Annotated in this window: 24 protein-coding genes and 1 tRNA gene; 21 read left to right on the forward strand and 4 right to left on the reverse strand. The window is 60.3% G+C overall.

Going from position 1 to position 26009, the window contains the following annotated elements:
• Entirely contained in the window at window positions 1–759 is a 759-nt protein-coding gene (locus CKW38_RS22255; RefSeq protein ID WP_007917711.1) for a slipin family protein, read from the reverse strand.
• Window positions 760–761: 2 nt separating this feature from the next.
• Entirely contained in the window at window positions 762–1292 is a 531-nt protein-coding gene (locus CKW38_RS22260) for an NfeD family protein (RefSeq protein WP_176472361.1), read from the reverse strand.
• A 174-nt stretch (window positions 1293–1466) separates the two neighbouring features.
• Between CKW38_RS22260 and CKW38_RS22265 the strand changes: the two genes are divergently transcribed.
• From CKW38_RS22265 to pgaD, 14 genes are all read left to right on the forward strand, one after another.
• Window positions 1467–1928, forward strand: coding sequence for an aminoacyl-tRNA deacylase (locus CKW38_RS22265; RefSeq protein WP_007917709.1), 462 nt, complete (start codon window positions 1467–1469; stop codon window positions 1926–1928).
• Window positions 1929–2055: 127 nt separating this feature from the next.
• Window positions 2056–2301 (forward strand): DUF2789 domain-containing protein, encoded by a 246-nt coding sequence (locus CKW38_RS22270; protein WP_095113884.1) that lies wholly within the window; start codon window positions 2056–2058, stop codon window positions 2299–2301.
• 91 nt (window positions 2302–2392) lie between these two features.
• Window positions 2393–2638: a hypothetical protein gene (locus CKW38_RS22275; protein ID WP_095113885.1), complete on the forward strand. Its 246-nt coding sequence runs from the start codon at window positions 2393–2395 to the stop codon at window positions 2636–2638.
• A gap of 123 nt (window positions 2639–2761) precedes the next feature.
• The gene (locus tag CKW38_RS22280) at window positions 2762–3190 is read left to right on the forward strand and encodes a MarR family winged helix-turn-helix transcriptional regulator (RefSeq protein WP_095113886.1); all 429 of its coding nucleotides are present in this window, start codon (window positions 2762–2764) and stop codon (window positions 3188–3190) included.
• Entirely contained in the window at window positions 3187–5250 is a 2064-nt protein-coding gene (locus CKW38_RS22285) for an FUSC family protein (protein ID WP_007917704.1), read from the forward strand. The genes CKW38_RS22280 and CKW38_RS22285 overlap by 4 nt, the downstream gene beginning before the upstream one ends.
• Window positions 5247–5456 (forward strand): DUF1656 domain-containing protein, encoded by a 210-nt coding sequence (locus CKW38_RS22290; RefSeq protein WP_007917703.1) that lies wholly within the window; start codon window positions 5247–5249, stop codon window positions 5454–5456. Before CKW38_RS22285 ends, CKW38_RS22290 begins: the two co-directional genes overlap by 4 nt.
• Entirely contained in the window at window positions 5453–6355 is a 903-nt protein-coding gene (locus CKW38_RS22295; RefSeq protein WP_007917702.1) for an HlyD family secretion protein, read from the forward strand. Before CKW38_RS22290 ends, CKW38_RS22295 begins: the two co-directional genes overlap by 4 nt.
• On the forward strand, window positions 6352–7794 hold the full coding sequence (locus tag CKW38_RS22300; protein WP_007917701.1) for an efflux transporter outer membrane subunit: 1443 nt from the start codon (window positions 6352–6354) through the stop codon (window positions 7792–7794). The genes CKW38_RS22295 and CKW38_RS22300 overlap by 4 nt, the downstream gene beginning before the upstream one ends.
• Before the next feature lie 93 nt (window positions 7795–7887).
• Complete coding sequence (locus CKW38_RS22305; RefSeq protein WP_095113887.1) at window positions 7888–8523, forward strand: NADH:ubiquinone oxidoreductase subunit N; 636 nt, start codon at window positions 7888–7890, stop codon at window positions 8521–8523.
• Window positions 8524–8771: 248 nt separating this feature from the next.
• Window positions 8772–10277 carry a YdgA family protein gene (locus CKW38_RS22310; protein WP_095113888.1) on the forward strand — a complete coding sequence of 502 codons (1506 nt, stop codon included), beginning with the start codon at window positions 8772–8774 and terminating at the stop codon, window positions 10275–10277.
• 249 nt (window positions 10278–10526) lie between these two features.
• Window positions 10527–13007 (forward strand): poly-beta-1,6 N-acetyl-D-glucosamine export porin PgaA, encoded by a 2481-nt coding sequence (gene pgaA / locus CKW38_RS22315; protein ID WP_095113889.1) that lies wholly within the window; start codon window positions 10527–10529, stop codon window positions 13005–13007.
• A 12-nt stretch (window positions 13008–13019) separates the two neighbouring features.
• A complete protein-coding gene (pgaB, locus tag CKW38_RS22320; RefSeq protein WP_095113890.1) occupies window positions 13020–15017 on the forward strand; it encodes a poly-beta-1,6-N-acetyl-D-glucosamine N-deacetylase PgaB in 1998 nt (665 codons plus the stop codon).
• Between the two features lies 1 nt (window position 15018).
• Window positions 15019–16374: a poly-beta-1,6-N-acetyl-D-glucosamine synthase gene (gene pgaC / locus CKW38_RS22325; RefSeq protein WP_007917696.1), complete on the forward strand. Its 1356-nt coding sequence runs from the start codon at window positions 15019–15021 to the stop codon at window positions 16372–16374.
• Entirely contained in the window at window positions 16371–16904 is a 534-nt protein-coding gene (gene pgaD / locus CKW38_RS22330) for a poly-beta-1,6-N-acetyl-D-glucosamine biosynthesis protein PgaD (protein ID WP_095113891.1), read from the forward strand. Before pgaC ends, pgaD begins: the two co-directional genes overlap by 4 nt.
• Window positions 16905–17001: 97 nt before the next feature.
• Here pgaD and CKW38_RS22335 read toward each other — a convergent pair whose 3' ends face one another.
• Window positions 17002–18525 carry an apoptosis inducing factor family protein gene (locus CKW38_RS22335; protein ID WP_095113892.1) on the reverse strand — a complete coding sequence of 508 codons (1524 nt, stop codon included), beginning with the start codon at window positions 18523–18525 and terminating at the stop codon, window positions 17002–17004.
• Window positions 18526–18664: 139 nt separating this feature from the next.
• Here CKW38_RS22335 and CKW38_RS22340 point away from each other — a divergent pair, with 139 nt between their 5' ends.
• The 5 genes from CKW38_RS22340 to CKW38_RS22360 all read left to right on the forward strand — a co-directional run bounded on the left by CKW38_RS22340 (window position 18665) and on the right by CKW38_RS22360 (window position 22481).
• Window positions 18665–19225: a YbhB/YbcL family Raf kinase inhibitor-like protein gene (locus CKW38_RS22340; protein WP_007917693.1), complete on the forward strand. Its 561-nt coding sequence runs from the start codon at window positions 18665–18667 to the stop codon at window positions 19223–19225.
• 87 nt (window positions 19226–19312) lie between these two features.
• Window positions 19313–20992 (forward strand): VWA domain-containing protein, encoded by a 1680-nt coding sequence (locus CKW38_RS22345; RefSeq protein ID WP_095113893.1) that lies wholly within the window; start codon window positions 19313–19315, stop codon window positions 20990–20992.
• Window positions 20993–21022: 30 nt separating this feature from the next.
• Window positions 21023–21604, forward strand: a complete 582-nt coding sequence (locus tag CKW38_RS22350) for an RNA polymerase sigma factor (protein ID WP_176472362.1) — start codon at window positions 21023–21025, stop codon at window positions 21602–21604.
• Window positions 21601–22197 (forward strand): hypothetical protein, encoded by a 597-nt coding sequence (locus CKW38_RS22355; protein ID WP_095113895.1) that lies wholly within the window; start codon window positions 21601–21603, stop codon window positions 22195–22197. The genes CKW38_RS22350 and CKW38_RS22355 overlap by 4 nt, the downstream gene beginning before the upstream one ends.
• Before the next feature lie 20 nt (window positions 22198–22217).
• Window positions 22218–22481: a hypothetical protein gene (locus CKW38_RS22360; protein WP_256588437.1), complete on the forward strand. Its 264-nt coding sequence runs from the start codon at window positions 22218–22220 to the stop codon at window positions 22479–22481.
• Window positions 22482–22558: 77 nt separating this feature from the next.
• Here CKW38_RS22360 and CKW38_RS22365 read toward each other — a convergent pair.
• Window positions 22559–22635, reverse strand: a tRNA-Arg gene (locus CKW38_RS22365).
• A gap of 442 nt (window positions 22636–23077) precedes the next feature.
• Between CKW38_RS22365 and gabD the strand changes: the two genes are divergently transcribed.
• Both gabD and gabT read left to right on the forward strand, forming a co-directional pair.
• Window positions 23078–24520 carry an NADP-dependent succinate-semialdehyde dehydrogenase gene (gene gabD / locus CKW38_RS22370; RefSeq protein ID WP_007917688.1) on the forward strand — a complete coding sequence of 481 codons (1443 nt, stop codon included), beginning with the start codon at window positions 23078–23080 and terminating at the stop codon, window positions 24518–24520.
• A gap of 185 nt (window positions 24521–24705) precedes the next feature.
• On the forward strand, window positions 24706–25983 hold the full coding sequence (gabT, locus tag CKW38_RS22375) for a 4-aminobutyrate--2-oxoglutarate transaminase (protein ID WP_007917687.1): 1278 nt from the start codon (window positions 24706–24708) through the stop codon (window positions 25981–25983).
• The last annotated feature ends 26 nt before the right edge of the window (window positions 25984–26009 follow it).

Consider the following 26009-nt stretch of genomic DNA (forward strand, 5'->3'; position numbering starts at 1 on the left):
TCAGGATTTCCCCGACAAATCCGCCATGCCCTTGAGCAATTCAATCGGCAACGGAAAGACAATCGTCGAACTCTTGTCCCCGGCAATCGAACTCAAGGTCTGCATATAGCGCAACTGCATTGCGCCAGGCTGGCGACCGAGCATTTCCGCTGCCTGCATGAGTTTTTCCGAGGCTTGCAGTTCGCCTTCGGCGTGAATCACCTTGGCCCGCCGTTCGCGCTCGGCTTCCGCCTGTTTGGCGATGGCGCGGACCATCGATTCGTTGAGATCGACATGCTTGATTTCGACGTTGGCGACCTTGATCCCCCAGGCGTCGGTCTGCGCGTCGAGTACCTGCTGGATGTCGATGTTCAACTGCTCGCGCTCGGCCAGCAGCTCATCCAGTTCATGCTTGCCAAGCACGGCGCGCAGGGTGGTTTGCGCCAGTTGGCTGGTGGCAGAAAGATAATCCTCAACCTGAATAATCGCCTTCTGCGGATCGAGCACGCGGAAATACAGCACGGCGTTGACCTTGACCGAGACGTTGTCGCGGGTGATCACGTCCTGCGGCGGCACATCGAGCACCACGGTGCGCAGGTCGACCCGGACCATTTGCTGGACCACCGGGATCAGCAGGATCAGGCCTGGGCCTTTGACCTGCCAAAAGCGGCCGAGCTGGAACACCACGCCGCGTTCGTACTCGCGCAGGATGCGAAACGTCGAGCCGGCCAAGGCAATGACCAGTAACAGCAGCGCAACAAAACCGATTTGCAGACCCATAATCACTCTCCGAGTGGCGCCGCGTCAGTCGCGGCCACTTGCAGCAACAATCCCTTGCGAGCCACCACGCGCACCGATTGCCCGGTGTGCAGCGGAGTGGCGCTGAGCACTTGCCAGCGCTCACCTTGCAGTTGCACCCAGCCATTACGGGCATCGCCCGGATGCACCGTGGTGATCGCGGTCACGCTGCCGAGCAGGCCGGCGTCGCCACTGACGGCGTGTCGCGGGCGGGTTTTCAGGGCGCGGATCAGCAGCGCAATCAACAACAGAGCGCTGATCAGACCAAGGCCGATCATCATCGGCACCGGCAACTCGGCGTTGCTCAGAATCAGCGCACCGATGACGAACATGATGATGCCGCCCAGGCCAATGACGCCGTAATTGGGCAGTGCAGCTTCAGCGATCAGGAACACGATACCCAAGGTGATCAGCCACAAGCCGACCGGACTCATCGGCGGCAGTGAAGTGTCGGCGGCGAGGGCTGAACCGCTGATCAGCAGGAGCAAGGCAAACGCACAACATCGGCTGTTCACGTGACCCTCCGCGAGCGTCATGGCTGGTTCTTACAGTCTAGTTGAGGGTTGCGCTGGTTGAATTTTGATCAATGTGCGGATGTGTCCAGTGGGCGGAATTCTCTGCGCCAACCCCTCGCCGAACTAGACTCAAAGACACGGCAACCACCGTTCAGCGCAACACCGAGGTGCATCATGCGCATGGCAAGAAAAGTACAGAGCAGCCTGAACCGGGCGCACTGCGAATACGACATCGTCGCCCACCGACACTCGTCCAGCAGCCTGGAAACCGCACGGGTCGCCGGGGTGCCCGCCGAGCGCGTGGCCAAATCGATCATCCTCGACGACCACCACGGGCACTACCTGATGGCCGTGCTGCCGGCCAGTCGTCATCTGGACCTGAGCAAGGTACGCACCAGCGGCGAATGGCAATTGACCCGCGAAAGCAATCTGGCGCACATTTTCGATGATTGCGAACGCGGCGCGGTGCCGCCGCTGGGTGGCTCTTATGGTCTGGACATGGTCATCGACCCGTTGCTGACGCGGCAAAAGGATATTTATCTGGAGGCGGGCAACCACAATTACCTGCTGCACATGAGCATGCCGGAGTTTCTGAAAATGGTGCCGCATGCCGAGGTGCGGGAGTTGAGTGATTAGGTTTTGTGGTGCCGGCACTGAGGCCTTCGCGAGCAGGCTCGCTCCCACAAGTTGATCGCATTCCCTGTGGGAGCGAGCCTGCTCGCGAATAATTTTCCACACACCTCGTTTTTGAAGGAACTCAGCAATGGAGCAACCAACCCACACTCTCCCATCCCTGTTCAAACAACTCGGCCTGGACAACGACCCGACCAGCATTGACCAATTCATTGCTACCCATTCCCCGCTCAAACCCGACTTGCATTTGGCTGATGCGTTTTTCTGGACGAAGAGCCAAGCGGAGTTTTTGCGTGACGAGATTCTGGATGACGCCGATTGGGCGGAGGTGGTGGATCAGTTGAATGTGATGTTGCGCAAGGGACGGGATGCGTAGGGCTGGCGCAAAAACTTATTACAGATTGCCTGACTGATTTCAGCCCACATCGGAGTAGCGTTCCGGTTCTGAGAACCAGGAGAGCGAAGCGATGCCCCCGTTTTTGCCTGTAGAAACAATCAATGTTGCGCAATTAGCAGACAAACTTGAGGCAATCATCCAAAGCAGCCGATTCGGGCCGATTGCTTTGCAGAATCAGGATCAAACGGTGGCTTATTTGATATCCGCACCGTTGTATGAGGATCTACTGAACACGCTGGATGATCTCGAACTGGCTTCCGTCGTTCACTCACGCCGTGAGGAGGTTGGCCTTCCTCAAGAGATCGACGAACTCTAAATGTTCTCACTTTGGGAAGATTTGTTTCAAAACTTGACTGAAATTCCCCTCCAATGCGATATTGATAGTTAGCAAACTAACAGTGTGCATTTCCTCGTGCCGAACGAACTCGACGCTCTCCAGATGAACATCAGCAGCGCCATGGTGGTGGCCGCCAGGCATTGGCGGAAGATCTGCCAGACCACGCTGGTCAACTATGGAATCTCCGAAGCCTGCGCCGTCCCGCTGCTAATGATCGGCCGTTTGGGCGAGGGCGTGCGCCAAGTGCAAGTGGCGCAGGCGGCCGGGATGGAGAGTCCGTCGCTGGTGCGTCTGCTCGATCAGTTGTGCCATTCCGGCTACGTCTGCCGCACCGAAGATGCCCAGGATCGCCGCGCCAAATGCCTGAGCCTGACCGACACCGGTCGAGAACTCGTGCAAGCGGTCGAGATCGAACTGGTGCGCTTGCGTCATGAGGTGCTCGAAGGCATCGAGCAAAGCGATCTGGAAGCTACGCTTCGGGTACTCAGAGCTTTTGAGTCGGCCCATCCGCCTGTGGTGATCAATTCTTGAACGGTTTTTTCTCTGGCATTCCGCCGGCCCGCGACTGGTTCTACGGGGTGCGGACTTTCGCAGCGTCGATGATCGCGCTGTACATCGCCTTGCTCATGCAAATGCCGCGTCCGTATTGGGCGATGGCCACGGTGTATATCGTCTCCAGCCCGTTTCTCGGCCCGACCAGTTCCAAGGCCTTGTACCGCGCAATCGGGACTTTTCTCGGTGCCGCGGCGGCGGTTTTTTTCGTGCCGATGTTCGTGCAGAGCCCGTATGTACTGGTGGTGGTCATCGCGCTGTGGACGGGCATTTTGTTGTTCCTGTCCCTGCAACTGCGCACGGCCAACAACTACGCATTGATGCTCGCCGGTTACACCCTGCCGCTGATTGCCTTGCCGGTGGTGGATAACCCGCTGGCAGTGTGGGACGTGGCGGAAGCGCGCACGGAAGAGATTTTCCTCGGCATCGCCGTAGCTGCGGTGGTCGGCGCGATGTTCTGGCCGCGCCGTCTGGCGCCGGTGTTCAACGATGCCGTGAGCAAGTGGTTCGCCGACGCAACGACCTATAGCCTGAAATTCCTCAGCCGCGACGTGCAGCCCGAAGAAGTCACTGCGCTGCGCATGGCCATGGTTGCCAACTTCAACAGTCTCGAATTGATGATCGGCCAGTTGCCCCACGAAGGCGCACTACCGCAAACCGTGCGCAACACCAAAGAACTGCGCGGGCGGATGATTCATCTGTTGCCAGTGATCGATGCGCTGGAAGATTCGCTCTACGCCCTAGAGCGGCGCACACCAGAGCTGGTAGAAAAGTTCGCACCGCTGCTGGCCGCAACCCGCGAATGGCTCGCTCATCAGGACGCCGATCTCGACCGCTGGCAAGCGCTGAAAGATCAGCTCGAAGCCCTGCAACCGAGCGTCGAAGCACTGCAAGACCGCAAACAACTGCTGTTCTCCAACTCGATTTATCGCCTCGGCGAATTCATCGATTTATGGCAGGACTGCCGCAGTCTGCAGGACGCGATTCTCTGCGAGCGCCAGGACAGCTGGCGCGCGGTCTACCGTCACTGGCGCCTCGGTCGTCTGACGCCGTTCATTGATCGTGGGCTGATGCTCTACTCGGCGGCCTCGACCGTTCTGGCGATCATCACCGCCTCGGTGCTGTGGATTCTGCTCGGCTGGCCGGACGGCGGCAGCGCGGTGATTCTCGCCGCGGTGGCCTGTAGCTTCTTCGCCTCGATGGACGACCCGGCACCGCAGATTTACCGGTTCTTTTTCTGGACCGGCATGTCGGTGTTGTTCGCCAGCCTTTATCTGTTTTTGATTCTGCCCAACCTGCATGATTTCCCGATGCTGGTGCTGGCGTTTTCCATCCCGTTCATCTGCGTCGGCACATTGACTGTACAGCCGCGGTTTTTCCTCGGCATGCTGCTGACGCTGGTCAACACCTCCTCGTTCATCAGTATTCAGGGCGCTTACGACGCGGACTTTTTTGCCTTCGTGAACTCCAACCTGGCGGGTCCGTTAGGGCTGTTGTTCGCGTTTATCTGGACGCTGGTGGCGCGTCCGTTCGGCGCCGAACTGGCGGCCAAACGCCTGACCCGCTTCAGCTGGAAAGACATCGTCCGCATGACCGAGCCGGCCAACCTTGCCGAACACCGCAAATTGGGCGTGCAGTTGCTTGATCGACTGATGCAGCACCTGCCGCGTCTGGCCCTCACCGGCCAGGACACCGGCATCGCCATGCGCGAAGTGCGTGTCGGCCTGAACCTGCTCGATTTGCTCGCCTACACCCCACGGGTGACCGGCGCGCCGAACGCGCTGTTGCAGCAAGTGGTCAGTGAAGTCGGCGAGTATTTCCGCGCCTGCCTCAAGGCCGGCGAACGCTTGCCGGCGCCGGCCCCGTTGCTGATGACCCTGGATCGCACTCGTCGCGCACTCAATGGACACGGCGACGATGAAACCCGTCTGAACCTGTTGCACGCCTTGAGCGGTTTGCGTCTGGCGCTGTTGCCCGGCGTCGAATTCGTCTCCAGTGCCGACTCCGAAGAACCGCTGCCCGATGGAGCGCCCCTATGATCGGTGATCTGGACATCAGCGGCATTTTCCTGCCGACCTTGCTGGTGTTGATGGGCATCACTTATGTGCTGTTTTTGCTGGTGCATGCCGTGCTTACGCGCGTGCACTTTTACCGTCTGGTCTGGCACCGGGCATTGTTCAACGTGGCCCTCTATGCCGTGCTTCTGTACGGCGTGGACTCACTCAGTCGATACCTGATGACATGAAAAAACCGTTTTTGACCATCGGTCGCGTGGTACTGACCCTGCTGATCGTGACTTTTGCCGTTGTCCTCGTCTGGCGCATGGTGATGTATTACATGTTCGCGCCGTGGACCCGTGACGGCCATATTCGCGCCGACATCATCCAGATCGCCCCGGACGTCTCCGGGTTGATCCAACAGGTTGAAGTGAAAGACAACCAGTTGATCAAGCGCGGCCAGGTGCTGTTCAGCATCGATCAGGACCGTTTCAAACTGGCCCTGCGTCAGGCCAAGGCGGCCGTCGCTGATCGCGAAGAAACCCTCGCTCAAGCCCAGCGCGAAGCCAAGCGTAACCGTGGCCTCGGTAACCTGGTGCCGGCCGAGCAACTGGAAGAAAGCCAGTCGAAGGTCGCCCGCGCGCAATCGGCACTGGCCGAAGCCATGGTCACTGTGGACAGTGCGCAGCTCAACCTCGACCGCTCGGTAATCCGCAGCCCGGTCGACGGCTACGTCAACGACCGCGCGCCGCGTCCGCAGGAATTCGTCACCGCCGGGCGTCCGGTGTTGTCGGTGGTCGATAGCAATTCGTTCCACATCGACGGCTATTTCGAAGAGACCAAACTCGACGGCATTCATGTCGGCCAGTCGGTGGATATTCGCGTAATCGGCGACCGCGCCAAACTGCGCGGGCATGTTGAAAGCATCGTCGCCGGTATCGAAGACCGCGACCGTACCAGCGGCAGCAACTTGCTGCCGAACGTTAACCCGGCATTCAGCTGGGTGCGGCTGGCGCAGCGGATTCCGGTGCGGATTGCCTTTGACGATGTACCGGAAGATTTCCGCATGATCGCCGGGCGTACCGCCACCGTTTCGATCATCGACGATCAGCCACGCGACGACCGCAAGCAGGAGCCCGTGCAATGAACCGGGCGCTGATGATCGCCGGGTTGGGCGTGATGCTCTCGGCCTGTCAGATGGTCGGGCCGGACTATCAGGTGCCGGAGGATGCGGCGGTTCAGCGCAAGGATTTTCAGGGCGAACTGGCGGTTGCCGGAAAACCGGTGGTCTCGGCGCCGGTGCCGGCGGATTGGTGGCGTCTTTATAAGGATGCGCGGCTGGATCAACTGGTGCAGCAGGCCATGGCCTCCAACACCGATTTGCGCGTCGCGGCGGCGAACCTGCAACGGGCTCGAGCTCAGGTCGATGAGGCCGAAGCAGCGGGCGGCTGGAGCGCAGGTGTGAAGATGGGCGCGCAGCGTTTGCAAGAGTCTGGTCAGGCATTCTTGCTGCCGGAAAAAGTCCCGGTCGATAACGTCGGCGACATTGGCATCAGTGCTTCTTATCAGTTCGATCTGTGGGGCACCTTGCAGCGTGGCATCGAAGGCGCGAAGGCCAATGCCGACGCGACCCAGGCCGCGGCAGACACGGCGCGGATCACCTTGGTGGCGGACGTGGTTCGTGCTTACACCCAAGTCTGCGCGGCCAATGAAGAACGGGAAATCGCCGAGCATTCCCTGGACCTGCAATCGCAAAGCACCACGCTGATCCAGCGTCTGCGTGACGCCGGACGTGGCGACGAAACCCAGGTCACCCGCTCGCAAACTCAATTCAAATCCCTGCGCGCCGACCTGCCGCGCTATGAAGCGGCGCGTCAGGCCGGGTTGTTCCGTCTGTCGATGCTGCTGGCGAAACCGGTTGATCAGTTGCCCGCCGGCACCGCGACCTGCGCCGAGTTGCCGAAAATCGCCCAATTGGTGCCAGTCGGCGATGGCGCCGCGCTGCTCAAACGTCGTCCGGACATTCGTCAGGCCGAACGACGACTGGCTGCTTCGACCGCCGGGATCGGCGTCGCCACGGGCGAGTTGTATCCGGACATCAGTATCGGCGCGACCATCGGCACTGTTGGTCTCATCGATGACTTGGGTGATCCGTCGACCAACCGCTGGGGCTTTGGCCCGTCGCTGAGCTGGAAAGTGCCGACCAACGGCGCTCGTGCGCGAATCCGCGAGGCAGAAGCGGCGACCCAAGGCGCCTTGGCGCACTTCGACGGCGTGGTGCTCAACGCCATTCGCGAAACCCAGACCGGTCTGGCCCAGTACAGCGCATTGCTGCAACGTCGCGACGCACTGGCCGACGCCGAGCAGTCGGCAAAGCTGGCGGCCGACCAGACCCACCGCTTCTTCCAGGCCGGTCGCGAGTCGTTCCTCGCTGATCTGCAAGCAACGCGCACCTACACCGATGTCACCGCGCAACTGGCCGCCGCCAACACCCAGGTTGCGATGAGCCAGATCGATTTGTTCCTCGCCTTGGGCGGCGGCTGGGAAAGCGGACGAACGCACGCTGCAAGCCCCAGCAAACCCTGAGGCCGTTGCTATGCTTTGAAGTGTTGAAGGGGCGCCCCGTGCAAAGCGCCCCTTCAGCGCACATTGCTAGCGCTGGTCTAGGGGAAACCAATAATGAAAAACCCTTACGCTCTCGGCTTCTGGTGCGCCCTGGTAGCGTTGGTGCTGCTCTCGGCCACTTATTTCTACGGCATCATGCTGGCCCACCAGATCGACAAGGCCATGGTTTTCCTCGACAGCGCCGTCGCGCTGATTGCGGTCATGGCAATTGTGGTCGTGGCTTGGGCCTCGGTTCAGGTGCAGCGGGTCAAGAAACGCCAGCTCGAACAGGGCAAGACCCTGGTGCTGATCTGGGATACCAAAGTCGCCCTGCGCCGGGTCGAAACCGTGTTCGACCGGTATTTCTGGGGCAGTTACTGGCAACCGGGGCGCACCTTCGCCGAAGTCATGGGCGAACTCACCGGCACGCCATTGGAAAAAAGTCTCGAAGCGCTGAAAAAGCAGTGTCTGGAACTCGACAAGCAGATTGATGGCGAGGGCTGGCACTGGCTCAACAATGCCCGGGAATTGTCCGATGTCGCTACAGCCATGGCCCGCGAGCGTTATCAACTGGATTTCTGCGATCCGCGCGCGGACGGGCCGGGCGGGGCGGTGATCGATCGGGATTTTGAAGTGCTGGTTTACACCTGGACCGCGCGGCTGAAAAGCTTTGATCATCAGTTGGATGAGATTGAGGTTCAGTATTCCTGAACAGCAAAAGATCGCAGCCTGCGGCAGCTCCTACATTGGAACGCGTTTCTCTGTAGGAGCTGCCGCAGGCTGCGATCTTTTTGCTTTCCCGAGTGTCCATAGACACTCTTTAACCTTTAAACATTGGGCCAGCTCACGCGCCCGGTGCTAATCTCCACCGCTGAATTCAGCGCAGTCGAGCCGCGACCCGGTCACGGGTTCAGGGAAGACGACCACACTCACAGCCACGGAAATCGATCAGGTCATTCATGAATAAATCAGCAGGCGTGCTTCTCGGAATTGTTGTTGCCATCGGCGCGATCAGTGCAGGCGGGGCCTGGTACACCGGGACCAAGATCGAAGGCGTGCTGAACAACGCCGTCACCAACGCCAACCAAGAGCTGCAAACCGCGATGGCCGGCTCCAACGGCACCGCGTCGCTGGAACTGGTGTCGCTGGAGCGCCACACCTTCACCAGCACCGCGCACTACCGCCTCAAAGGTGAGGGCGAGATGTTCGGCGACAAACCAGTGGAATTGCTGTTCGTCGATCACATCGAGCACGGCCCGCTGCCATTCTCGCGTCTGGTTTCGCTGAAATGGCTGCCAGTCATGGCTACCAGCAACTACGAGCTGGAAAAGAATGCGGCCACCGAGAAGTGGTTCGCCGCCACCAAGGGCGCCGCGCCGCTCAAAGGCGTGACCAGCCTCGGCTACGACGAATCCACCACCAGCACCCTCGACCTGCTGCCGTTCGAAACCGCACTGGATGAGCAGTCGAGCCTGAAGTTCTCCGGCCTGACCATGAACATCTCCGCCAACGCCAAAGCGCAGAAGGTCAAGGCGGACGGCTACATGGACAACCTGAAACTGGTTACGGTGGCTGAAGATCAGGCGCCGGTGCAGGTCGAACTCAACGGTCTGACCCTGGCCAGCAACCTCGCCAAGAGCAGCTACGGCTACTACACCGGGGAAAACACCCTGGTGCTGACCAACAGCAAAACCACCTTCGGCACCAAGCAATCGGTGCTCGGCGTGAAGAACTTCGAAATGAAGAACCTCACCGAAGAAAACGGCAGCAATGCGTCCGGCCGTGCGGACTATAAGGTTGGCGAAGTCAGCCTCAATGACAAGAAAATCGGCTCGGCCAATATGGCCATGAGCCTGAAAAACCTCGACATCCCGTCGACGATGTCACTGATGCAGATTTACCAGACCAAATTGCAGCCTTACGAAAAAGCCGCCGCTGAAGCCGCCGCCGCTGGCCTGCCGGCACCTGAGCTGAACCTGACCGAAGCTGAAAGCGCGCAAGTCAAAGCCGATCTGCAAAAACTGCTGGCCGCCGGCCCACAGTTTGCGCTGGAAAACCTCTCGTTCAATACCGCCAACGGTGAGAGCAAGGCCAATCTGGTGATCGACCTGACCAAGCCGCAATCGATGGATCTGCCGCCGGATCAGTTGGGCAAACAACTGATCGCGTTGCTCGACCTGAATATCCAGGTGTCCAAGCCAATGCTGGTCGATCTGCTCAGCGTGCAGGCGCAACTCGACGGTCAGACCGATGCCAAAGCCATCGTCGATCAATCCAAGGAAGCGGCCGACATGTTCGCCGGCATGGCCGTCGGTTCGCAGTTGGCCGTCGTCGACGGCACCAACGTCGTGACCAAGCTGCATTACGCCGCCAATCAGGTCGAATTCAACGGCCAGAAGATGACCGTTGAGCAGTTCGTCGGCTTCCTGATGAGCAAGTTCGCAGGCGTCACGCAAGTGCAGTAATTCTGCGTTCTTAATAGCAACGCCCGGCCTCTGTATCGCACAGACGCCGGGCGTTTTGCTGTCTGGCGTTCGGGTTTTTGGCGTTTCCGGAGCACGATTCTGAACAATTATTGTGTTCCGGATACTGGTCCGCGCTTGCGTGCAAGACTGCCTGACTAAGCTTGGCCGTTGCATGTGCATGGGCGGCCACCGTTACGAAAGGGCAAGGAGGGCATTGCGACCCGGCTGGCCATGTAAGGATGCTGACGAATGCCGCGTATTGATGTTCCTGTATTACATCGTGGTTTACGCCCTTTGTTTCGAGTCGCGCTGTGCAGCCAGTTGCTCTGGCCGGCGCTGGCGTTTGCCGACACACCCTACGATCAGATGGTGCGCGACGCCCGTGCCGGGCAAACCACGCCGGCGCTGACGGTTTTGCGTCAGGTGCCACCCGGCCAGTCGACCACCGGGCAGATCAGCGATCATCTGCAAATCGCCAGTTGGGCCGGACTCGACGCCGAAGTGGTGCAGGTCTATGAAACCCAGGGCCGCGACCGCGTGCTGCCGGTTCAGGCGCTGACCGCCACTGCGCGCGCCTACCGCAACCTCAAGCGCTGGGATCAAGCCACTCAGGTCTACAACAAGGCTCTGGCGCTGGAGCCGGATAACGCCGATCTGCAACTGGGCCTGGCCCTGACTCAGGCTGATGCCGGTAAGCCCGACGAAGCGGTGACCCGCGCCAAAGCGCTGGTAGCGGCCAAACCTGATGATCCTTCCCGCCGTCTGGCGCTGGGCTACGCGTTGACCCGCGCCGGCAAACAGTACGACGCCCTGTTCGAATACGATCAAGCCTTCAAACGCGCCGGCAACAAACCGGACGTCGCTCGTGAATACGTGGTTGCCCTGCAAAAGGCGCGTCTGCCGGAGCCAGCGCTGCGTCTGGCCAATCAACGTCCGGGTCTGATTGATCCGCTCACGTTGCGTCGCCTCGAAGGCGATCTGGCCGCCGAGCGCGTGCGCCTCGCCGAACTTGCTACGCGCAGCGAAAAAGAACGCTACGTCATCGCCGATCGCGCGCTGGCCGACTACGACAAGCTGATCGCTACCTGGACGCCGGACGCCAGCGCTCAGGATGACGTGACCCGCTGGCGCATCGACCGCATGGGTGCGCTCAAGGCCCGGGTACGCACGGCAGACGTCATCACTGAGTACCAGAAGCTGCAAGCCGAAGGCGTGAAGATTCCGACTTACGCCCTGCGCTGGGTGGCGGCGTCGTATCTGGATCAGCGTGAACCGGAAATCGCCACGGGCTTGTATCGCCAAGTGCTTTCGGCGCCGGACGCCGATGTCGGTGATCGCCTCGAAGACAGCACCGCGCTGTACTACGCGTTGTTGGAAAGCGACCGCGCCGATGAAGCGCGCAAAGTCGCCGAGGACGCCGCCAAGTCTCAGCGTCCGCGTGTCGAACTCAAAGGTTTGCCCATCGGCAACCCCAACCATGAATGGATGGACGCCCAGCAGTTGGCTGCGCAGGCCGGGACCTATGGTTCCGATTTGCCCCACAGCGAAGAGCGCTTGCAGACGCTGGTCGATCAGGCCCCCGGCAATGTCGGCTTGCGTCTGGCCCAGGCCGACCTGTATCTGGCGCGGCAATGGCCGCGCCGTGCGGAACTCCAGCTCAAGGAAACCGAGAGCATGGTGCCGCGCGGCATGGGCCTGGAAGTCGCGCAGGCGCGCACGGCGATGACGCTGCAGGAATGGCGGCAGATGGATGCGCTGACCGATGACGTGGTCGCGCGTTTTCCTGATAACCGTCAGGTCCAGCGAGCAGCGCGCGAGCGCGAAGTGCATGACATGTCCGAACTGCGCGTCGAAGCCTACGGCGGCAAGGCCAATGGTGGCGGCAGCGGCGATGCCGGAGCCGTCAGCGGTAGCCGCGATTTCGGCATCCAGACCACCCTGTACAGCCCGCCGATCAATGAAGACTGGCGAGTGTTCGCCGGGGCCGGTTATGCCACCGGCGACTTCGCCGAAGGCACCGGGCACCACCGCTTCCAGCGCGTTGGCCTGGAGCGGCGCACCCGCGACATGACCCTTGAAGCGGAAGTCTCCAACCACTCTTACGGGTTCGGCGACAAACAGGGCGCGCGTCTGGCGATCGCCCGCGACATCAATGACCACTGGCAGTACGGCGGCAGCCTCGAATACCTGTCGGCCGAGACGCCATTGCGCGCGCTCAACAGCGACATCAAGGCCAATGGCGGCAGCGGTTTCATCCGCTGGCGCGCCAATGAAAGTCGCGAGTGGCGTCTGTCGGTCAGCCCATCGCACTTCAGTGACGGCAACAACCGCGTCGAAGCCTTGCTTACCGGCCGTGAGGGCGTCTACAGCGCGCCGAACGTGCAGGTCGATGCAGGACTGGAGGTCGGCACCAGCCACAACTCCAAGTCCGATGACGTGCCGTACTTCAACCCCAAATCCGATTTCAGCGTGATGCCGCTGGTCAACGTCAATCACGTGCTCTACCACCGCTACGAAACCTCTTGGAGCCAGCAGTTCCAGGCCGGCGCGGGCACGTACAGCCAACGTGATCACGGCACTGGCGGCATGGCCTTGCTCGGTTACGGCCAGCGTTATGCCTGGAACGACGTATTCGAGGTGGGCGGTTTGCTCAGTGTGATCAACCGGCCCTACGACGGGGATCGGGAGACCGATCTGCGTCTGCTCGTCGACCTCACTTTCCGCTTCTAGAAGAGTTTGAAGATGCCTTTGATTTCGCGTTTCATCCTTCTGCTGGGAGCGCTGCTGGTCAGCGCCTGCGCCCAGCAAGCTCCGGCCTTCGCGCCGCCGTCCGAGCGTCCGCTGGCGGCCAGCGAAAAACCGTGGCCGAAAAACCACGTGCTCGGCATCGCCTATCACGATGTTGAAGACCGTGATCCCGATCAGGCGGTGGTCGCGGTGCGCACCGAGCGCATGATCGAACAGCTCGCCTGGCTGCGTGAGAACGGCTACAAACCGGTCACCGTCGACCAGATCATGGCTGCGCGCAAGGGCGGCCCGGAGCTGCCGGCGAAAGCGATTCTGCTCAGCTTCGACGACGGTTATTCGAGCTTCTATACCCGCGTGCTGCCGGTGCTGCGCGCCTACAACTGGCACGCCTTGCTGGCCCCGGTCGGCGTCTGGATCGACACGCCGCTCAATCAACCGGTGGATTTTGCTGGCGCCCCGCGTGCGCGTTCCGACTTCCTGACCTGGGATCAGGTGCGTGAAATCTCGCAATCGGGTCTGGTGGAAATCGCCGCGCACACCGACGCCAACCACAAAGGGATTCTGGCCAATCCGCAAGGCAACATGCAGCCTGCCGCGGCGACCCGGCGCTACGATCCAGTGACCAAACGCTATGAATCCGAGGCCGATTTTCAGGCTCGGATTCGTGTCGACGTAAACAATATCTCGGAAAAAATCCGCAAGGTCACCGGCAAGAAGCCACGCGTCTGGGTCTGGCCGTATGGCGCGGCGGACGGCACATCGCTGACGGTGGTCGGCGAGGAGGGCTACGAAATGGCCCTGACCCTCGACGACGGTCTCGATGCCCTCGACAACCTGATGAGCAGCCCGCGCTTCCTGGTTTCCTCCGATCCCGATGGCGAGGTTTTCTCAAATAGCATCGTCGACGTGCAGTCGGATTTCGTCATGCGTGTGGTGCACGTTGATCTGGACAACGTCTACGACCCCGACCCGGCGCAACAGGACATCAACCTCGGCAAACTGGTGCAGCGCATGGCCGATATGGGCGCCAACACGGTGTTCCTGCAAGCCTTTGCCGATCCGCAGGGCGATGGTCTGGTGCACTCGCTGTACTTCCCCAACCGTCACTTGCCGGTACGTGCCGACATTTTCGACCGCGTTGCCTGGCAGCTGCGCACTCGCGCCAATGTGAAGGTGTTTGCGTGGATGCCGGTGCTGAGTTTCGGCCTCGATTCGAAACTGCCACGTGTCACCCGCTGGGACCCGAAAACCGGTACAACCGCTGTCGATCCGGATCAGTACACACGCCTGTCGCCGTTCGATCCCGAGGTGCGGCGGATTATCGGTGAAATTTACGAGGACGTAGCGCGCCTGACCTCGGTCGACGGCATCCTCTATCACGACGATGCGCTGCTTTCGGATTTCGAAGACGCCAGCCCTGAAGCCTTGAAAGCTTACGCCGCCCATGGTTTGCCCGGCTCGATTGCCGCGTTGCGCGATGACCCGGCAGCGATGCAGCGCTGGACGCGGTTCAAGAGCAGATACCTCATCGATTTCACCAACGAGTTGACCGCCAAAGTCCGCGCCATCCGTGGCCCGCAGGTTATGACCGCGCGCAATATTTTCGCCGAGCCGATGCTCAATCCCGAGAGCGAAGCCTGGTACGCACAGAACCTCGACGACTTCCTGCAAACCTACGACTGGACCGCACCGATGGCCATGCCGCTCATGGAAAAACAGACCCAGGCCGAGTCCGGCCCGTGGCTGGAAACCCTGGTGCAAACCGTCAGCAAGCGCCCCGGAGCCCTGAACCGCACGGTGTTCGAATTGCAGGCCCGCGACTGGACGAAAAAGGATCAGGCCGATATCGACGGCGCGCATCTGGCGGACTGGATGAGCCGCCTCAAGCGCCAAGGCGCGACCAGTTTCGGCTACTACCCGGACAACTTCCTCGACAACCTGCCGGACCTGAAAACCGTAAGGCCTGCGCTCTCCAACAAATGGAATCCATAACATGCTGGATAGACTGTTAGCCCTGCTTGTTCTGGCGCTCGTCCTCGGCGTGCCGCTGGGCCTGATCTTCCTGGTGACCGGGCAGTTCCTGATGGACTTCGTGTTCTTCTACCCGCTGTTCATGTCCGGGTTGTGGATTGCCGGCGGCCTGTATTTCTGGCTGCACTGGGAGCGCCACTGGCCGTGGCAGGACGACACGCTACCGCCGCCACTGGAAGGCGAGCCGCTGATCTCGATTCTGATCCCTTGCTACAACGAAGGTGACAACGCCGCCGACACCATCCACGCGGCGCTGGCCCAGCACTACCCGAACATCGAAGTCATCGCGATCAACGACGGCTCCAAGGACAACACCGCCGAAGTGCTCGATGCGCTGGCCAAGGAAGATCCACGTTTGCGCGTGCTGCATCTGGCGGAAAACCAGGGCAAAGCCGTCGCATTGCGCATGGGTGCCATCGCGGCGCGCAGTGAATATCTGGTGTGCATCGACGGTGACGCACTGCTGGCGCCGAACACCGCGGCGTATCTGGTTGCACCGATGCTGGATAACGCACGCCTCGGCGCGGTGACCGGCAACCCACGGATTCGTACGCGTTCGACGCTGGTCGGGCGGGTGCAGGTCGGCGAGTTCTCCTCGATCATCGGGCTCATTAAACGCACGCAACGGGTGTTCGGGCGGATCTTTACCGTCTCCGGCGTAATCGTCGCGTTCCGCCGTAGCGCGCTGAACCGGGTCGGTTACTGGAGCCCGGACATGATCACTGAAGACATCGACATCAGCTGGAAGCTGCAACTCGATCACTGGAGCATCTTCTACGAGCCGCGCGCGCTGTGCTGGATCCTGATGCCGGAAACCCTCGGTGGTTTGTGGAAGCAGCGTTTGCGCTGGGCGCAGGGCGGCGCCGAAGTGCTGTTCAAAAACATCCGTGGCATTTGGCAGTACCGCCATCGTTATCTGTGGCCGCTGCTGTTTGAATACTGCCTGTCGACCGGTTGGGCATTCACCTTTTTGCTGTCGGTAATTTTCTGGGGCGTCGGCAAGTTCGTGGTCATGCCGGAGGCCATCGCGGTGGATCACTTGATGCCACCGGCGTTCACCGGGCTGTTGCTGGCGTTCGTCTGTCTGGTGCAGTTCGCCGTCAGCATCATCATCGACCGTCGCTACGAGCCAGGTTTGGGCAAGACCATGTTCTGGGTGGTCTGGTACCCGATCGCGTTCTGGTTTGTCAGTTTGCTGACGACGCTGGTCAGCTTCCCGAAAGTGCTGTTCGGCCAACATCAGAAACGCGCGCGTTGGGTCAGTCCTGATCGGGGCATCAAACCGATCGGCGACGACGAAGAGGAGGTCATCAAATGAAAATCATCCGGACCCGCCAACGGCCTTTTCTGGTCGTGGTCGATGTGGTGCTTACCGTAGTGGCGTGGGTGGGGCTGTTGTTCTTGCTGATCCGTGGGTTATGGCCATTGATTGAAACCTATGCGGGTGGGCCTCGCATCGATCACTCGGCGTTCGACGCGCTGGGCACCCTGCAGATTTATCTGTGGATTGCCTTGGTCAACGCGGTGATTCTGATTTCCTGGGCGCGTTATCAGCAGCGCAAAAGTCGCAGTTTTGCCCAGCGCCGCTTGCCGTCGCCGGTGATCGACGATGAAGGCTTGAGCAAGAGTTTCAAGCTTTGCGATGACCGCTTGCAGAAACTGCGCACGCCCGGGGTGATGACCATTCACAACGATCAGGAAGGCGACATCAGCCATGTGGTGACGCATTTCTGGCCGGTGCAGCAGGAAGAATTGCCACCGCCGCTGGCACCGCTGGAGCATCCACGGGTGATCTTTCTGCATGCCGAGGATGACGATAATCGCGAACCGGTGAATCGGCTTTCCTGAAGCACGAAAAACCTTGTAGGAGCTGCCGAAGGCTGCGATCTGTTGACCTTTAAAGTCAAAAGTTCGCAGCCTTCGGCAGCTCCTACACGGGTTTGTTTCAATCGCGGATCAGTGTCCAGGCTTCCTCCATTGGCAGAGGTTGCTTCATGCGCTCGGCCAGCAGCGCCATCGCCCGTTCCTTCTCGCAAGCCACAGCGGCGACCAGTACACCGTTTCTACCGAACAGGCCAATGAACGGCGGTTGTTCGGGCTCGCCATGAAACTGCACTTCATCCCAATGTTCGGCGTGGCCGAGGTAGTCGTAGTTCTTGCCGAAGTGCCAAGTCCAGAAGAACGGCACGTTGAGGTAATGTTCGTCGCCACCGAGCATGTTGGCAGCGGCGATTCGTGCGTGTTGCTGAGCCAGGCGCCAGTGCTCGATGCGTTGCGGCTGGCCGTGGAGCGGGAAGGTGGCGATGTCGCCGATCGCCCACAGGCCTTCGGTGACACGCATGCCGTCATCGACGCGCAATGACTGATCTTTTTCCCTCGGCAGTGACGCAAAGGCTTCGGTGGCCGGATGCACGCCGACCCCGGCCAGCACCAGATCCGCCGAAAGACGCAGGCCATTGTCCAGCAATACTGTCTCGACTTTGCCATCGCCGATGATTTCGGTGGCTGCGTGCTCGGTAATGAATTTCACGCCGTTCTGTTCGTGCAGCGCGCGGATCGCCTTGCCCACAGCCTCACCGAACTGGGCAGCGAAAGGAATTGCGTGCCGAGCCAGCACCGTGACGTCGAGACCGTATTGGCGCAGGGCCGAGGCGCATTCGAGGGCGATGAAGCTGTCGCCGATGATCACTGCACGTTGTTCCGGTCTGGCAGTGTTCATGATCCGTTCTGCCTGAGCTTTTGAGCGCAGCACGAATACCTGTGGAAGATCTGCGCCGGGTAAATCCAGCGGATTGGGCTCGCCGCCAGTGGCGAGCACCGCCGCGTCGTAACGCAGCGACTGGCCGTCTTCGAGGTGAAGGGATTTGGCCGAGGCATTGATTGAGCTGATTTCACCTCGTTGGCGTTCAATGCGCTGCTCTTTATAGAAGTCATCTTCACGCAGCGGCGGTATTTCTCGCGGGGGCATGTCCCCGGCGAGGACAAATTTGCTCAGCACCGTACGGTCGTAACCCGCCTTCGGCTCGCGATCGATCATCACGATACGGCCACCGAAACCCTTCTCCCGCAACGCCGCCGCGCATGCCGTACCTGCTGCGCCGGCGCCGACAATCACAAACGTACGCGAATCATCCGCCGGAGGCGTATGCGGGTCGGGCAACGGTTGATCGTCGACCCAAACCTCTTCGCCACGCAGCTCCAGTGGATATCGCTTGAGGCTGTCGAGGGCCGGTGGCTCGCATAACGCGCCATCCTCCGCCCGAAACGCAGCCTTGTGCCACGGGCAGATCAGGCGTCCGTGACACAACGCTCCGTCAGCCAGCGGCGCGCTGGCATGTGGGCATTCGCCCTGAAACGCACGTAACTGGCCGTTCGCGCGCAACAGCACAATCTTGCAGTCGCCGATTTCAACTTGCAGGCCACGGTCTTCAGGGACATCGGCGAAACGGGCGACGCGGTGCAGGGACATGTTCGACTTCCTCGCAGGCATTTCTCTTGTGAGTTTGCGTCGTAGTGCGAGGTTCAGCCATTTGCCACTGCCACGGCACGAACGGTACAGCTATAGTTTGCAGGCCGACGACGGCCCCACTGCACAAGGTGCTCCCGGAATGACCCGATTGACCTCTCTCAACCCCTGGCTGGCGGCCCTTGCTGTCACCCTTTGCGTGCAGTTTCCGGCGCAGGCCCAGGAGCGTTTCACCCTGAACATCCCGGGTGTTTCCGATAACCGCCTGTTCACCTCGGCAGCGGCCAGCGATGCGCCCGGTTGCGGCGGCAAGAACCAGTCGCCGGCGCTGAGCTGGAACGCAGGACCTGCCGGCACCCAGAGTTACGCGATCGTCATGCACGATCCGGACGGCCAGAAAGGCCTGGGCGTCGATCACTGGATTCATTACGGCATCAAAGCCACCACGCACCAGATCGCGGCGGGCGTCGGCGCCAAATCCGCGTTCGAAGGTGTCGGTGGCACCAACAGCAAGGGCAACACCCATTACATGGGGCCGTGCCCGCCAGTGGGCGACAGCGCGCACCATTACATTATCCAGATCTACGCGCTGGATCTGGCCCCGGACGCCTTGCCGGCCGGTTTGACTCGCGCCGAACTGATGGAAAAAATCAAAGGCCATGTGCTGCGTAACAGCAGTGCGGTGCGGCGTTATCACCGCTGAAAATATTTTTAGCGGCGTTTAACCCGAACTGAAAGGGCTGCCCGTCTCAGTGGATGAATGCTCAATTTCATCCCGAGGTCAGCCCCCATGTCTCTTCCTTTTTTGCGTCCTGTTGCGGTTGCTGTGCTGCTGGTACTCGCCGGTTGCGGTGCTTCGTCCACGCCCGATAACGCTGCTGTGCCAGCGCCGGCGCAGCCTGAAGTTCTGGTTCAACAGGAAGCCGTGATGGCTGACAGCTCAATGGCCAAACGCGCGCTGTACAGGATGCCCAATGCGGGCAGCGCGCCGATGCCGTTGAGTGAAAGTTATCCACAGAACCATCGCGACGAGCAGCGCGAGCAGTATCAGACGTTGGTTGATAACCCGATCCACAGCGTCGCCGAGACGCCGGTTTCGACTTTCAGTGCCGACGTCGATACGGGCGCTTATGCCAACGTCCGCCGCTTGCTCAATCAGGGCCGACTGCCGCCGGAAGGCGCGGTGAGGCTGGAGGAACTGGTCAATTACTTCCCCTACGACTACCCGCTGCCCAGTGATGGCTCGCCCTTCGGCGTGACCACCGAACTGGCCGCTTCACCGTGGAACCCGCACACGCGCTTGCTGCGCATCGGCATCAAGGCCTCCGACCGAGCCGTGGCGGAACTGGCCCCGGCCAATCTGGTATTTCTGGTCGACGTGTCCGGCTCGATGGATCGCCGCGAAGGCCTGCCGATGGTCAAAAGCACGCTGAAATTGTTGGTCGATCAGCTGCGCGATCAAGATCGCGTGTCTTTGGTGGTGTATGCCGGCGAATCGAGAGTGGTGCTGGAGCCTACTTCCGGACGGCAGAAAGCGAAAATTCGTACAGCCATTGAACAATTGACTGCCGGCGGTTCGACCGCTGGTGCTTCCGGTATCGAATTGGCCTACCAAATGGCACAGCAAGCTTTCATCCCCAAAGGCATCAACCGCATCCTCTTGGCCACCGATGGCGACTTCAATGTCGGCGTCAGCGACTTCGACAGCCTTAAGCAAATGGCTGTGGATAAACGCCAAAGCGGAATTTCGCTGACGACCCTGGGTTTTGGTGTGGATAACTACAATGAGCACTTGATGGAACAACTGGCCGACGCCGGAGACGGTAACTACGCCTACATCGATAATCTGCGCGAGGCGCGCAAAGTGCTGGTGGATCAGTTGAGTTCGACCCTCGCCGTGGTGGCAAAAAACGTCAAATTGCAGGTGGAATTCAACCCGGCGCAGGTCAGCGAATATCGCCTGCTCGGCTATGAGAACCGTGCGTTGAAGCGTGAGGATTTCAGCAATGACAAAGTCGATGCCGGCGAAATCGGCGCAGGACACACGGTGACCGCGCTGTACGAAATTGTTCCGGCGGGCGAGCAGGGCTGGCTGGAGCCGCTGCGTTACGGCAAATCCGACGCTGTTGTTTCGGCAAAGAGCGGAGAATTAGCAATGCTGCGTGTGCGTTATCAGCGTGCCGAAGGTGGGAAAAGTCTGCTGATCGAACGGCCCATCGCCAATCAGGTTGCAACTGCCAGCGAGGATCTGCGTTTTGCCGCCGCCGTGGCCGCGTTCTCCCAGCAACTCAAGGACGGCCGTTATACCGGCGACTTCAGCCTGAAGGACACCGAGGCATTGGCCCGTGGCGCTCGCGGCGATGATCGCTTCGGTCTGCGCAACGAGTTCGTGCAACTGGTCGAATTGGCGCAAAGTCTGCGCACATCGAGTGCTTCGAACGCGCTGGCCACTGAACGACGGATTGAATAAGTGAGTCGTCTGAAAGGCTTCATCAGCCAGCTGTTTGCCTCGGCAGACAGCTCAACCGCCAGCAGCGATGAATCGCTGCTGGCGCGTTATCGCGAGGGCGACGGCGCGGCGTTCGAGATCTTGTACGCGCGCCATCGCCAAGGCTTGTACCGGTTTCTGCTTGGATTGAGCAGCAAACCGGAGCTGGCCGACGAGGTATTTCAGGAAACCTGGTTGAGCCTGATCCGCAGCAATAGTCAGCCACAAGGCCGGGCGACATTTCGTACATGGCTGTTCCAGATTGCCCGCAATCGCTTGATCGATCACTGGCGTAAACACGGCGCCCGACAACCGCTGCACGACAGCTATGACGAGCAAAATCACGCGGTCAGCGATGAGGCGAATGATCCCGAACAACTGTTCACTCTCAGCCGCGACAGCCAACGCCTGGACAGCGCCCTGCAAACCCTGCCCGCCGACCAGCGCGAAGTGTTCCTGCTGCGCGCCCACGGCGACCTCGACCTGGCACAAATCGCCAGCCTCACCGAAGCACCGCTGGAAACCGTTAAAAGCCGTTTGCGCTACGCCCAGCAAAAACTGCGTCGGCTGCTGGCCGAGGAGGTACTGACATGACTGACGCCCGCCAGACACCCGAAGATCCGCTGATCAAGCATGTACGCGAACAGCACAATGCCGAACCGCCAGCGCACATTGATGCGTTGATCCTCAACGCTGCGCAGCGTCAAACCCCGGCGCCGAAACCAACCGTGTGGCAACGCTGGCTGGATGTCTGCCGCAAACCACGTTGGCAAGTCGCATTCGCCAGTCTTGTTGGCGTCGCCCTGATGTTGTCACTGGTCCAGCGCGCCCCCGAGCCGCAAGCGCAATTCGACTTCGCCCCCGCCCCTAGGCTTGCTGTACCCATGACTGAAACGGACTCAGCGCAACTGCACCGACTGTCCGCCCCGGCCGGCGCCATGCCGGCACCTGTGCCGATGATGGAAATGGCCGCGCCGATGCAAGATCAAGCGATCAGCGCCGATGAAACCAAACTCAACAAACGCGCCACCGCCCCGGCCAATGGTCTCGACGCACAACTGCGCGAAGTCCTGCGCCTGCGCGAAGCCGGCCAGTCACAAGCCGCCGACAGCCTGTTCAACAACCTGCACAAACGCTACCCGAACGCCGATCTCGACGCCCGACTCGAACAGTTGCAGAAAAAATGACCGCCTGATCCCCCAGCCATTTGGCATTACCCTGCAAAAACGCGCACTATCGGGCTATTGCCAATGCGCTGGAGGACAACGTGGCAGCAAAAATTGACCGCATCGCCCAACTCCTCAACTGCCCGGACAAGGGTGAAGAGATGCGGCGCGCGATTACTGAGGCACGTAAGGAATTTCTGCTTAACCAGTCGCAAGAAGATGTCGTTGATGAAGACGACGTTTTTGAGGTGGTTGAGGAGGAAGACGACGATGATTACGATGAGTTTGACTGGACGACGGAGTGACGTCGTTCCAGCCCTTTTGCATCGCTCACAAAAAAGCCCCGGACCATCACAGTCCGGGGCTTTCTCGTTTAAATCAATGGCGCACCAGGCGGGATTCGAACCCACGACCCCTGCCTTCGGAGGGCAGTACTCTATCCAGCTGAGCTACTGGTGCAGCGGGCGACATCATACCTAGGTCGGCTCGGGGCGTCCATGCTGGGTTTTGGCACGGATTGTCAGTGCGCGTGTCGGCGCAAATCGCTGCATTCCATAAAGCGGTAACGTCCTGCAAAACCCTCGCTTGGCGCTTTCACGGGACTGATCTATGGTTCTGTTGCCGCGAGGGCTTTTGGCTCGTTGATCTGAAAAATTCCACAAACGCGGCGTTTTTGTTCTTTTTTTCGAACGACCTATTGTCCTTTAACCCCTTTGATCCTACGATCCGTTTGAGATTTCAAACGCTCGTTGACCGGGCGTTGAAGCGCCGGTGTTTCGAATCGTGCACTGTCGATGCGCCACACCCGGTCACTGATTTCCCTGACGGCAGCCTTGCGAGGCGCCTTTCTACAATCATAATTTGCTCCGCGCAGGCCGCGGTGCTGTTAAGGAAAGCCGACATGCAGCTTAAAGACACCCTGTTGTTCCGCCAGCAAGCCTTCATTGATGGCGCTTGGGTCGATGCGGACAACGGTCAGACGATCAAGGTTAATAACCCGGCCACCGGCGAAATCCTCGGTACCGTGCCGAAAATGGGCGCTGCCGAAACCCGCCGTGCCATTGAAGCCGCTGACAAGGCGCTGCCGGCCTGGCGTGCCCTGACCGCCAAAGAGCGTGCCGGCAAGCTGCGTCGCTGGTTCGAGCTGATGATCGAGAACCAGGACGACCTCGCGCGCCTGATGACCCTCGAACAGGGCAAGCCGCTGGCCGAAGCCAAGGGCGAAATCGTTTACGCCGCTTCGTTCATCGAGTGGTTCGCCGAGGAAGCCAAGCGCATCTACGGTGACGTGATTCCGGGCCACCAGCCAGACAAGCGCCTGATCGTGATCAAGCAGCCAATCGGCGTGACCGCCGCGATCACTCCGTGGAACTTCCCGGCGGCGATGATCACCCGCAAGGCCGGTCCAGCGCTGGCTGCCGGTTGCACCATGGTGCTCAAGCCTGCTTCGCAAACTCCATTCTCCGCATTCGCCCTGGCCGAACTGGCTCAGCGCGCGGGCATTCCTGCGGGCGTGTTCAGCGTAGTGTCCGGCAGCGCTGGCGATATCGGCAGCGAGCTGACCAGCAACCCGATCGTGCGCAAGCTGTCCTTCACCGGTTCGACCGAAATCGGTCGTCAACTGATGTCGGAATGTGCCAAGGACATCAAGAAAGTCTCGCTGGAACTGGGCGGCAACGCGCCGTTCATCGTGTTCGACGACGCGGATCTGGATAAGGCCGTCGAAGGCGCGATCATTTCCAAGTACCGCAACAACGGCCAGACCTGCGTCTGCGCCAACCGTCTGTACATTCAGGATTCGGTCTACGACGCGTTCGCCGAGAAGCTGAAAGTGGCTGTGGCGAAACTGAAGATCGGCAACGGTCTGGAAGACGGCACCACCACTGGCCCACTGATCGACGAAAAAGCCGTGGCCAAGGTGCAAGAGCACATCGCTGACGCCGTGGCCAAAGGTGCCACCGTGCTGGCTGGCGGCAAGGCGATGGAAGGCAACTTCTTCGAGCCGACCATCCTCACCAACGTGCCGAAAAACGCCGCTGTGGCCAAGGAAGAAACCTTCGGCCCGCTGGCGCCGCTGTTCCGCTTCAAAGATGAAGCCGAAGTGATCGCGATGTCCAACGACACCGAGTTCGGTCTGGCCTCGTACTTCTATGCTCGCGATCTGGGCCGTGTGTTCCGCGTCGCTGAAGCGCTGGAATACGGCATGGTCGGCGTCAACACCGGGCTGATCTCCAACGAAGTCGCGCCGTTCGGCGGCATCAAGGCCTCGGGCCTGGGCCGTGAAGGCTCCAAGTACGGCATCGAAGATTACCTGGAAATCAAATACCTCTGCCTGGGCATCTAAGCTCGGACAAGGATCGCTGCAAACGCAAAGGGCACGAGAGCGCTGTCCCTTTGCGTGGTTTCAAACCGGAATTTTCTCTGCGGCCAGGAACGCCGTGGCAGTCGATCATCGCATGCTGCCACCGTCGATTTCTCCCGCTTAATCCTTGAACCACGCCGCCCGATGAGCGGCGAATGAGGACTGTAATGAGCAAGACTAACGCTGAACTGATGGCCCGTCGTACCGCAGCTGTTCCACGTGGTGTTGGCCAGATTCACCCGATCTTCGCTGAGTCCGCGAAGAACGCTACCGTGACTGACGTTGAAGGTCGTGAGTTCATCGACTTCGCTGGCGGCATCGCTGTACTGAACACGGGCCACGTGCACCCGAAAATCATCGCCGCCGTGACCGAACAGCTGAACAAGCTGACTCACACTTGCTTCCAGGTACTGGCTTACGAGCCGTACGTTGAGCTGTGCGAAAAAATCAACGCCAAGGTGCCAGGTGATTTCGCCAAGAAAACCCTGCTGGTCACCACCGGTTCCGAAGCCGTGGAAAACGCCGTAAAAATCGCCCGTGCCGCCACTGGCCGCGCTGGCGTGATCGCTTTCACCGGCGCTTACCACGGTCGCACCATGATGACCCTGGGCCTGACCGGTAAAGTCGTGCCGTACTCGGCCGGCATGGGCCTGATGCCAGGCGGTATCTTCCGCGCGCTGTACCCGAACGAACTGCACGGCGTGAGCATCGACGACTCGATCGCTTCCATCGAGCGCATCTTCAAGAACGACGCTGAGCCGAAAGACATCGCCGCGATCATTATCGAACCTGTTCAGGGTGAAGGTGGTTTCTACGTCGCGCCGAAAGAATTCATGAAGCGCCTGCGCGCCTTGTGCGACCAGCACGGCATCCTGCTGATCGCTGACGAAGTACAAACCGGCGCTGGCCGTACCGGTACGTTCTTCGCCATGGAACAGATGGGTGTTGCTGCCGACCTGACCACGTTCGCCAAATCCATCGCTGGCGGCTTCCCGCTGGCCGGTGTTTGCGGCAAGGCCGAATACATGGACGCCATCGCGCCAGGCGGCCTGGGCGGCACCTACGCTGGTAGCCCGATCGCTTGCGCCGCGGCCCTGGCCGTAATGGAAGTGTTCGAAGAAGAGCAACTGCTGGACCGCTGCAAGGCTGTCGGCGAGCGTCTGGTCACTGGCCTGAAAGCTATCCAGGCCAAGTACCCGGTCATCGGCGAAGTTCGTGCGCTGGGCGCGATGATCGCGGTCGAGTTATTCGAAAACGGCGACAGCCACAAGCCGAACGCTGCTGCTGTAGCGTCGGTGGTGGCCAAGGCGCGCGACAAGGGCCTGATCCTGCTGTCCTGCGGCACCTACGGCAACGTTCTGCGCGTCCTCGTACCGCTGACTTCGCCGGACGAGCAACTGGACAAAGGTCTGGCGATCATCGAAGAGTGCTTCTCGGAGCTGTAAGCCGCGCACTGTGTGATCGGATAGAC

Origin of the sequence: Pseudomonas sp. Irchel 3H7 (assembly GCF_900187605.1) — a bacterium.
Taxonomy (GTDB): domain Bacteria; phylum Pseudomonadota; class Gammaproteobacteria; order Pseudomonadales; family Pseudomonadaceae; genus Aquipseudomonas.

Coding starts and splice junctions, on each gene's coding strand:
- CKW38_RS22255 (WP_007917711.1), bottom strand. CDS start 759: ATGGGTCTGCAAATCGGTTTTGTTGCGCTGCTGTTACTGGTCATTGCC.
- CKW38_RS22265 (WP_007917709.1), top strand. CDS start 1,467: ATGCGCATGGCAAGAAAAGTACAGAGCAGCCTGAACCGGGCGCACTGC.
- CKW38_RS22270 (WP_095113884.1), top strand. CDS start 2,056: ATGGAGCAACCAACCCACACTCTCCCATCCCTGTTCAAACAACTCGGC.
- CKW38_RS22275 (WP_095113885.1), top strand. CDS start 2,393: ATGCCCCCGTTTTTGCCTGTAGAAACAATCAATGTTGCGCAATTAGCA.
- CKW38_RS22280 (WP_095113886.1), top strand. CDS start 2,762: ATGAACATCAGCAGCGCCATGGTGGTGGCCGCCAGGCATTGGCGGAAG.
- CKW38_RS22290 (WP_007917703.1), top strand. CDS start 5,247: ATGATCGGTGATCTGGACATCAGCGGCATTTTCCTGCCGACCTTGCTG.
- CKW38_RS22295 (WP_007917702.1), top strand. CDS start 5,453: ATGAAAAAACCGTTTTTGACCATCGGTCGCGTGGTACTGACCCTGCTG.
- CKW38_RS22300 (WP_007917701.1), top strand. CDS start 6,352: ATGAACCGGGCGCTGATGATCGCCGGGTTGGGCGTGATGCTCTCGGCC.
- CKW38_RS22305 (WP_095113887.1), top strand. CDS start 7,888: ATGAAAAACCCTTACGCTCTCGGCTTCTGGTGCGCCCTGGTAGCGTTG.
- CKW38_RS22310 (WP_095113888.1), top strand. CDS start 8,772: ATGAATAAATCAGCAGGCGTGCTTCTCGGAATTGTTGTTGCCATCGGC.
- pgaA (WP_095113889.1), top strand. CDS start 10,527: ATGCCGCGTATTGATGTTCCTGTATTACATCGTGGTTTACGCCCTTTG.
- pgaB (WP_095113890.1), top strand. CDS start 13,020: ATGCCTTTGATTTCGCGTTTCATCCTTCTGCTGGGAGCGCTGCTGGTC.
- pgaC (WP_007917696.1), top strand. CDS start 15,019: ATGCTGGATAGACTGTTAGCCCTGCTTGTTCTGGCGCTCGTCCTCGGC.
- pgaD (WP_095113891.1), top strand. CDS start 16,371: ATGAAAATCATCCGGACCCGCCAACGGCCTTTTCTGGTCGTGGTCGAT.
- CKW38_RS22335 (WP_095113892.1), bottom strand. CDS start 18,525: ATGTCCCTGCACCGCGTCGCCCGTTTCGCCGATGTCCCTGAAGACCGT.
- CKW38_RS22340 (WP_007917693.1), top strand. CDS start 18,665: ATGACCCGATTGACCTCTCTCAACCCCTGGCTGGCGGCCCTTGCTGTC.
- CKW38_RS22345 (WP_095113893.1), top strand. CDS start 19,313: ATGTCTCTTCCTTTTTTGCGTCCTGTTGCGGTTGCTGTGCTGCTGGTA.
- CKW38_RS22355 (WP_095113895.1), top strand. CDS start 21,601: ATGACTGACGCCCGCCAGACACCCGAAGATCCGCTGATCAAGCATGTA.
- gabD (WP_007917688.1), top strand. CDS start 23,078: ATGCAGCTTAAAGACACCCTGTTGTTCCGCCAGCAAGCCTTCATTGAT.
- gabT (WP_007917687.1), top strand. CDS start 24,706: ATGAGCAAGACTAACGCTGAACTGATGGCCCGTCGTACCGCAGCTGTT.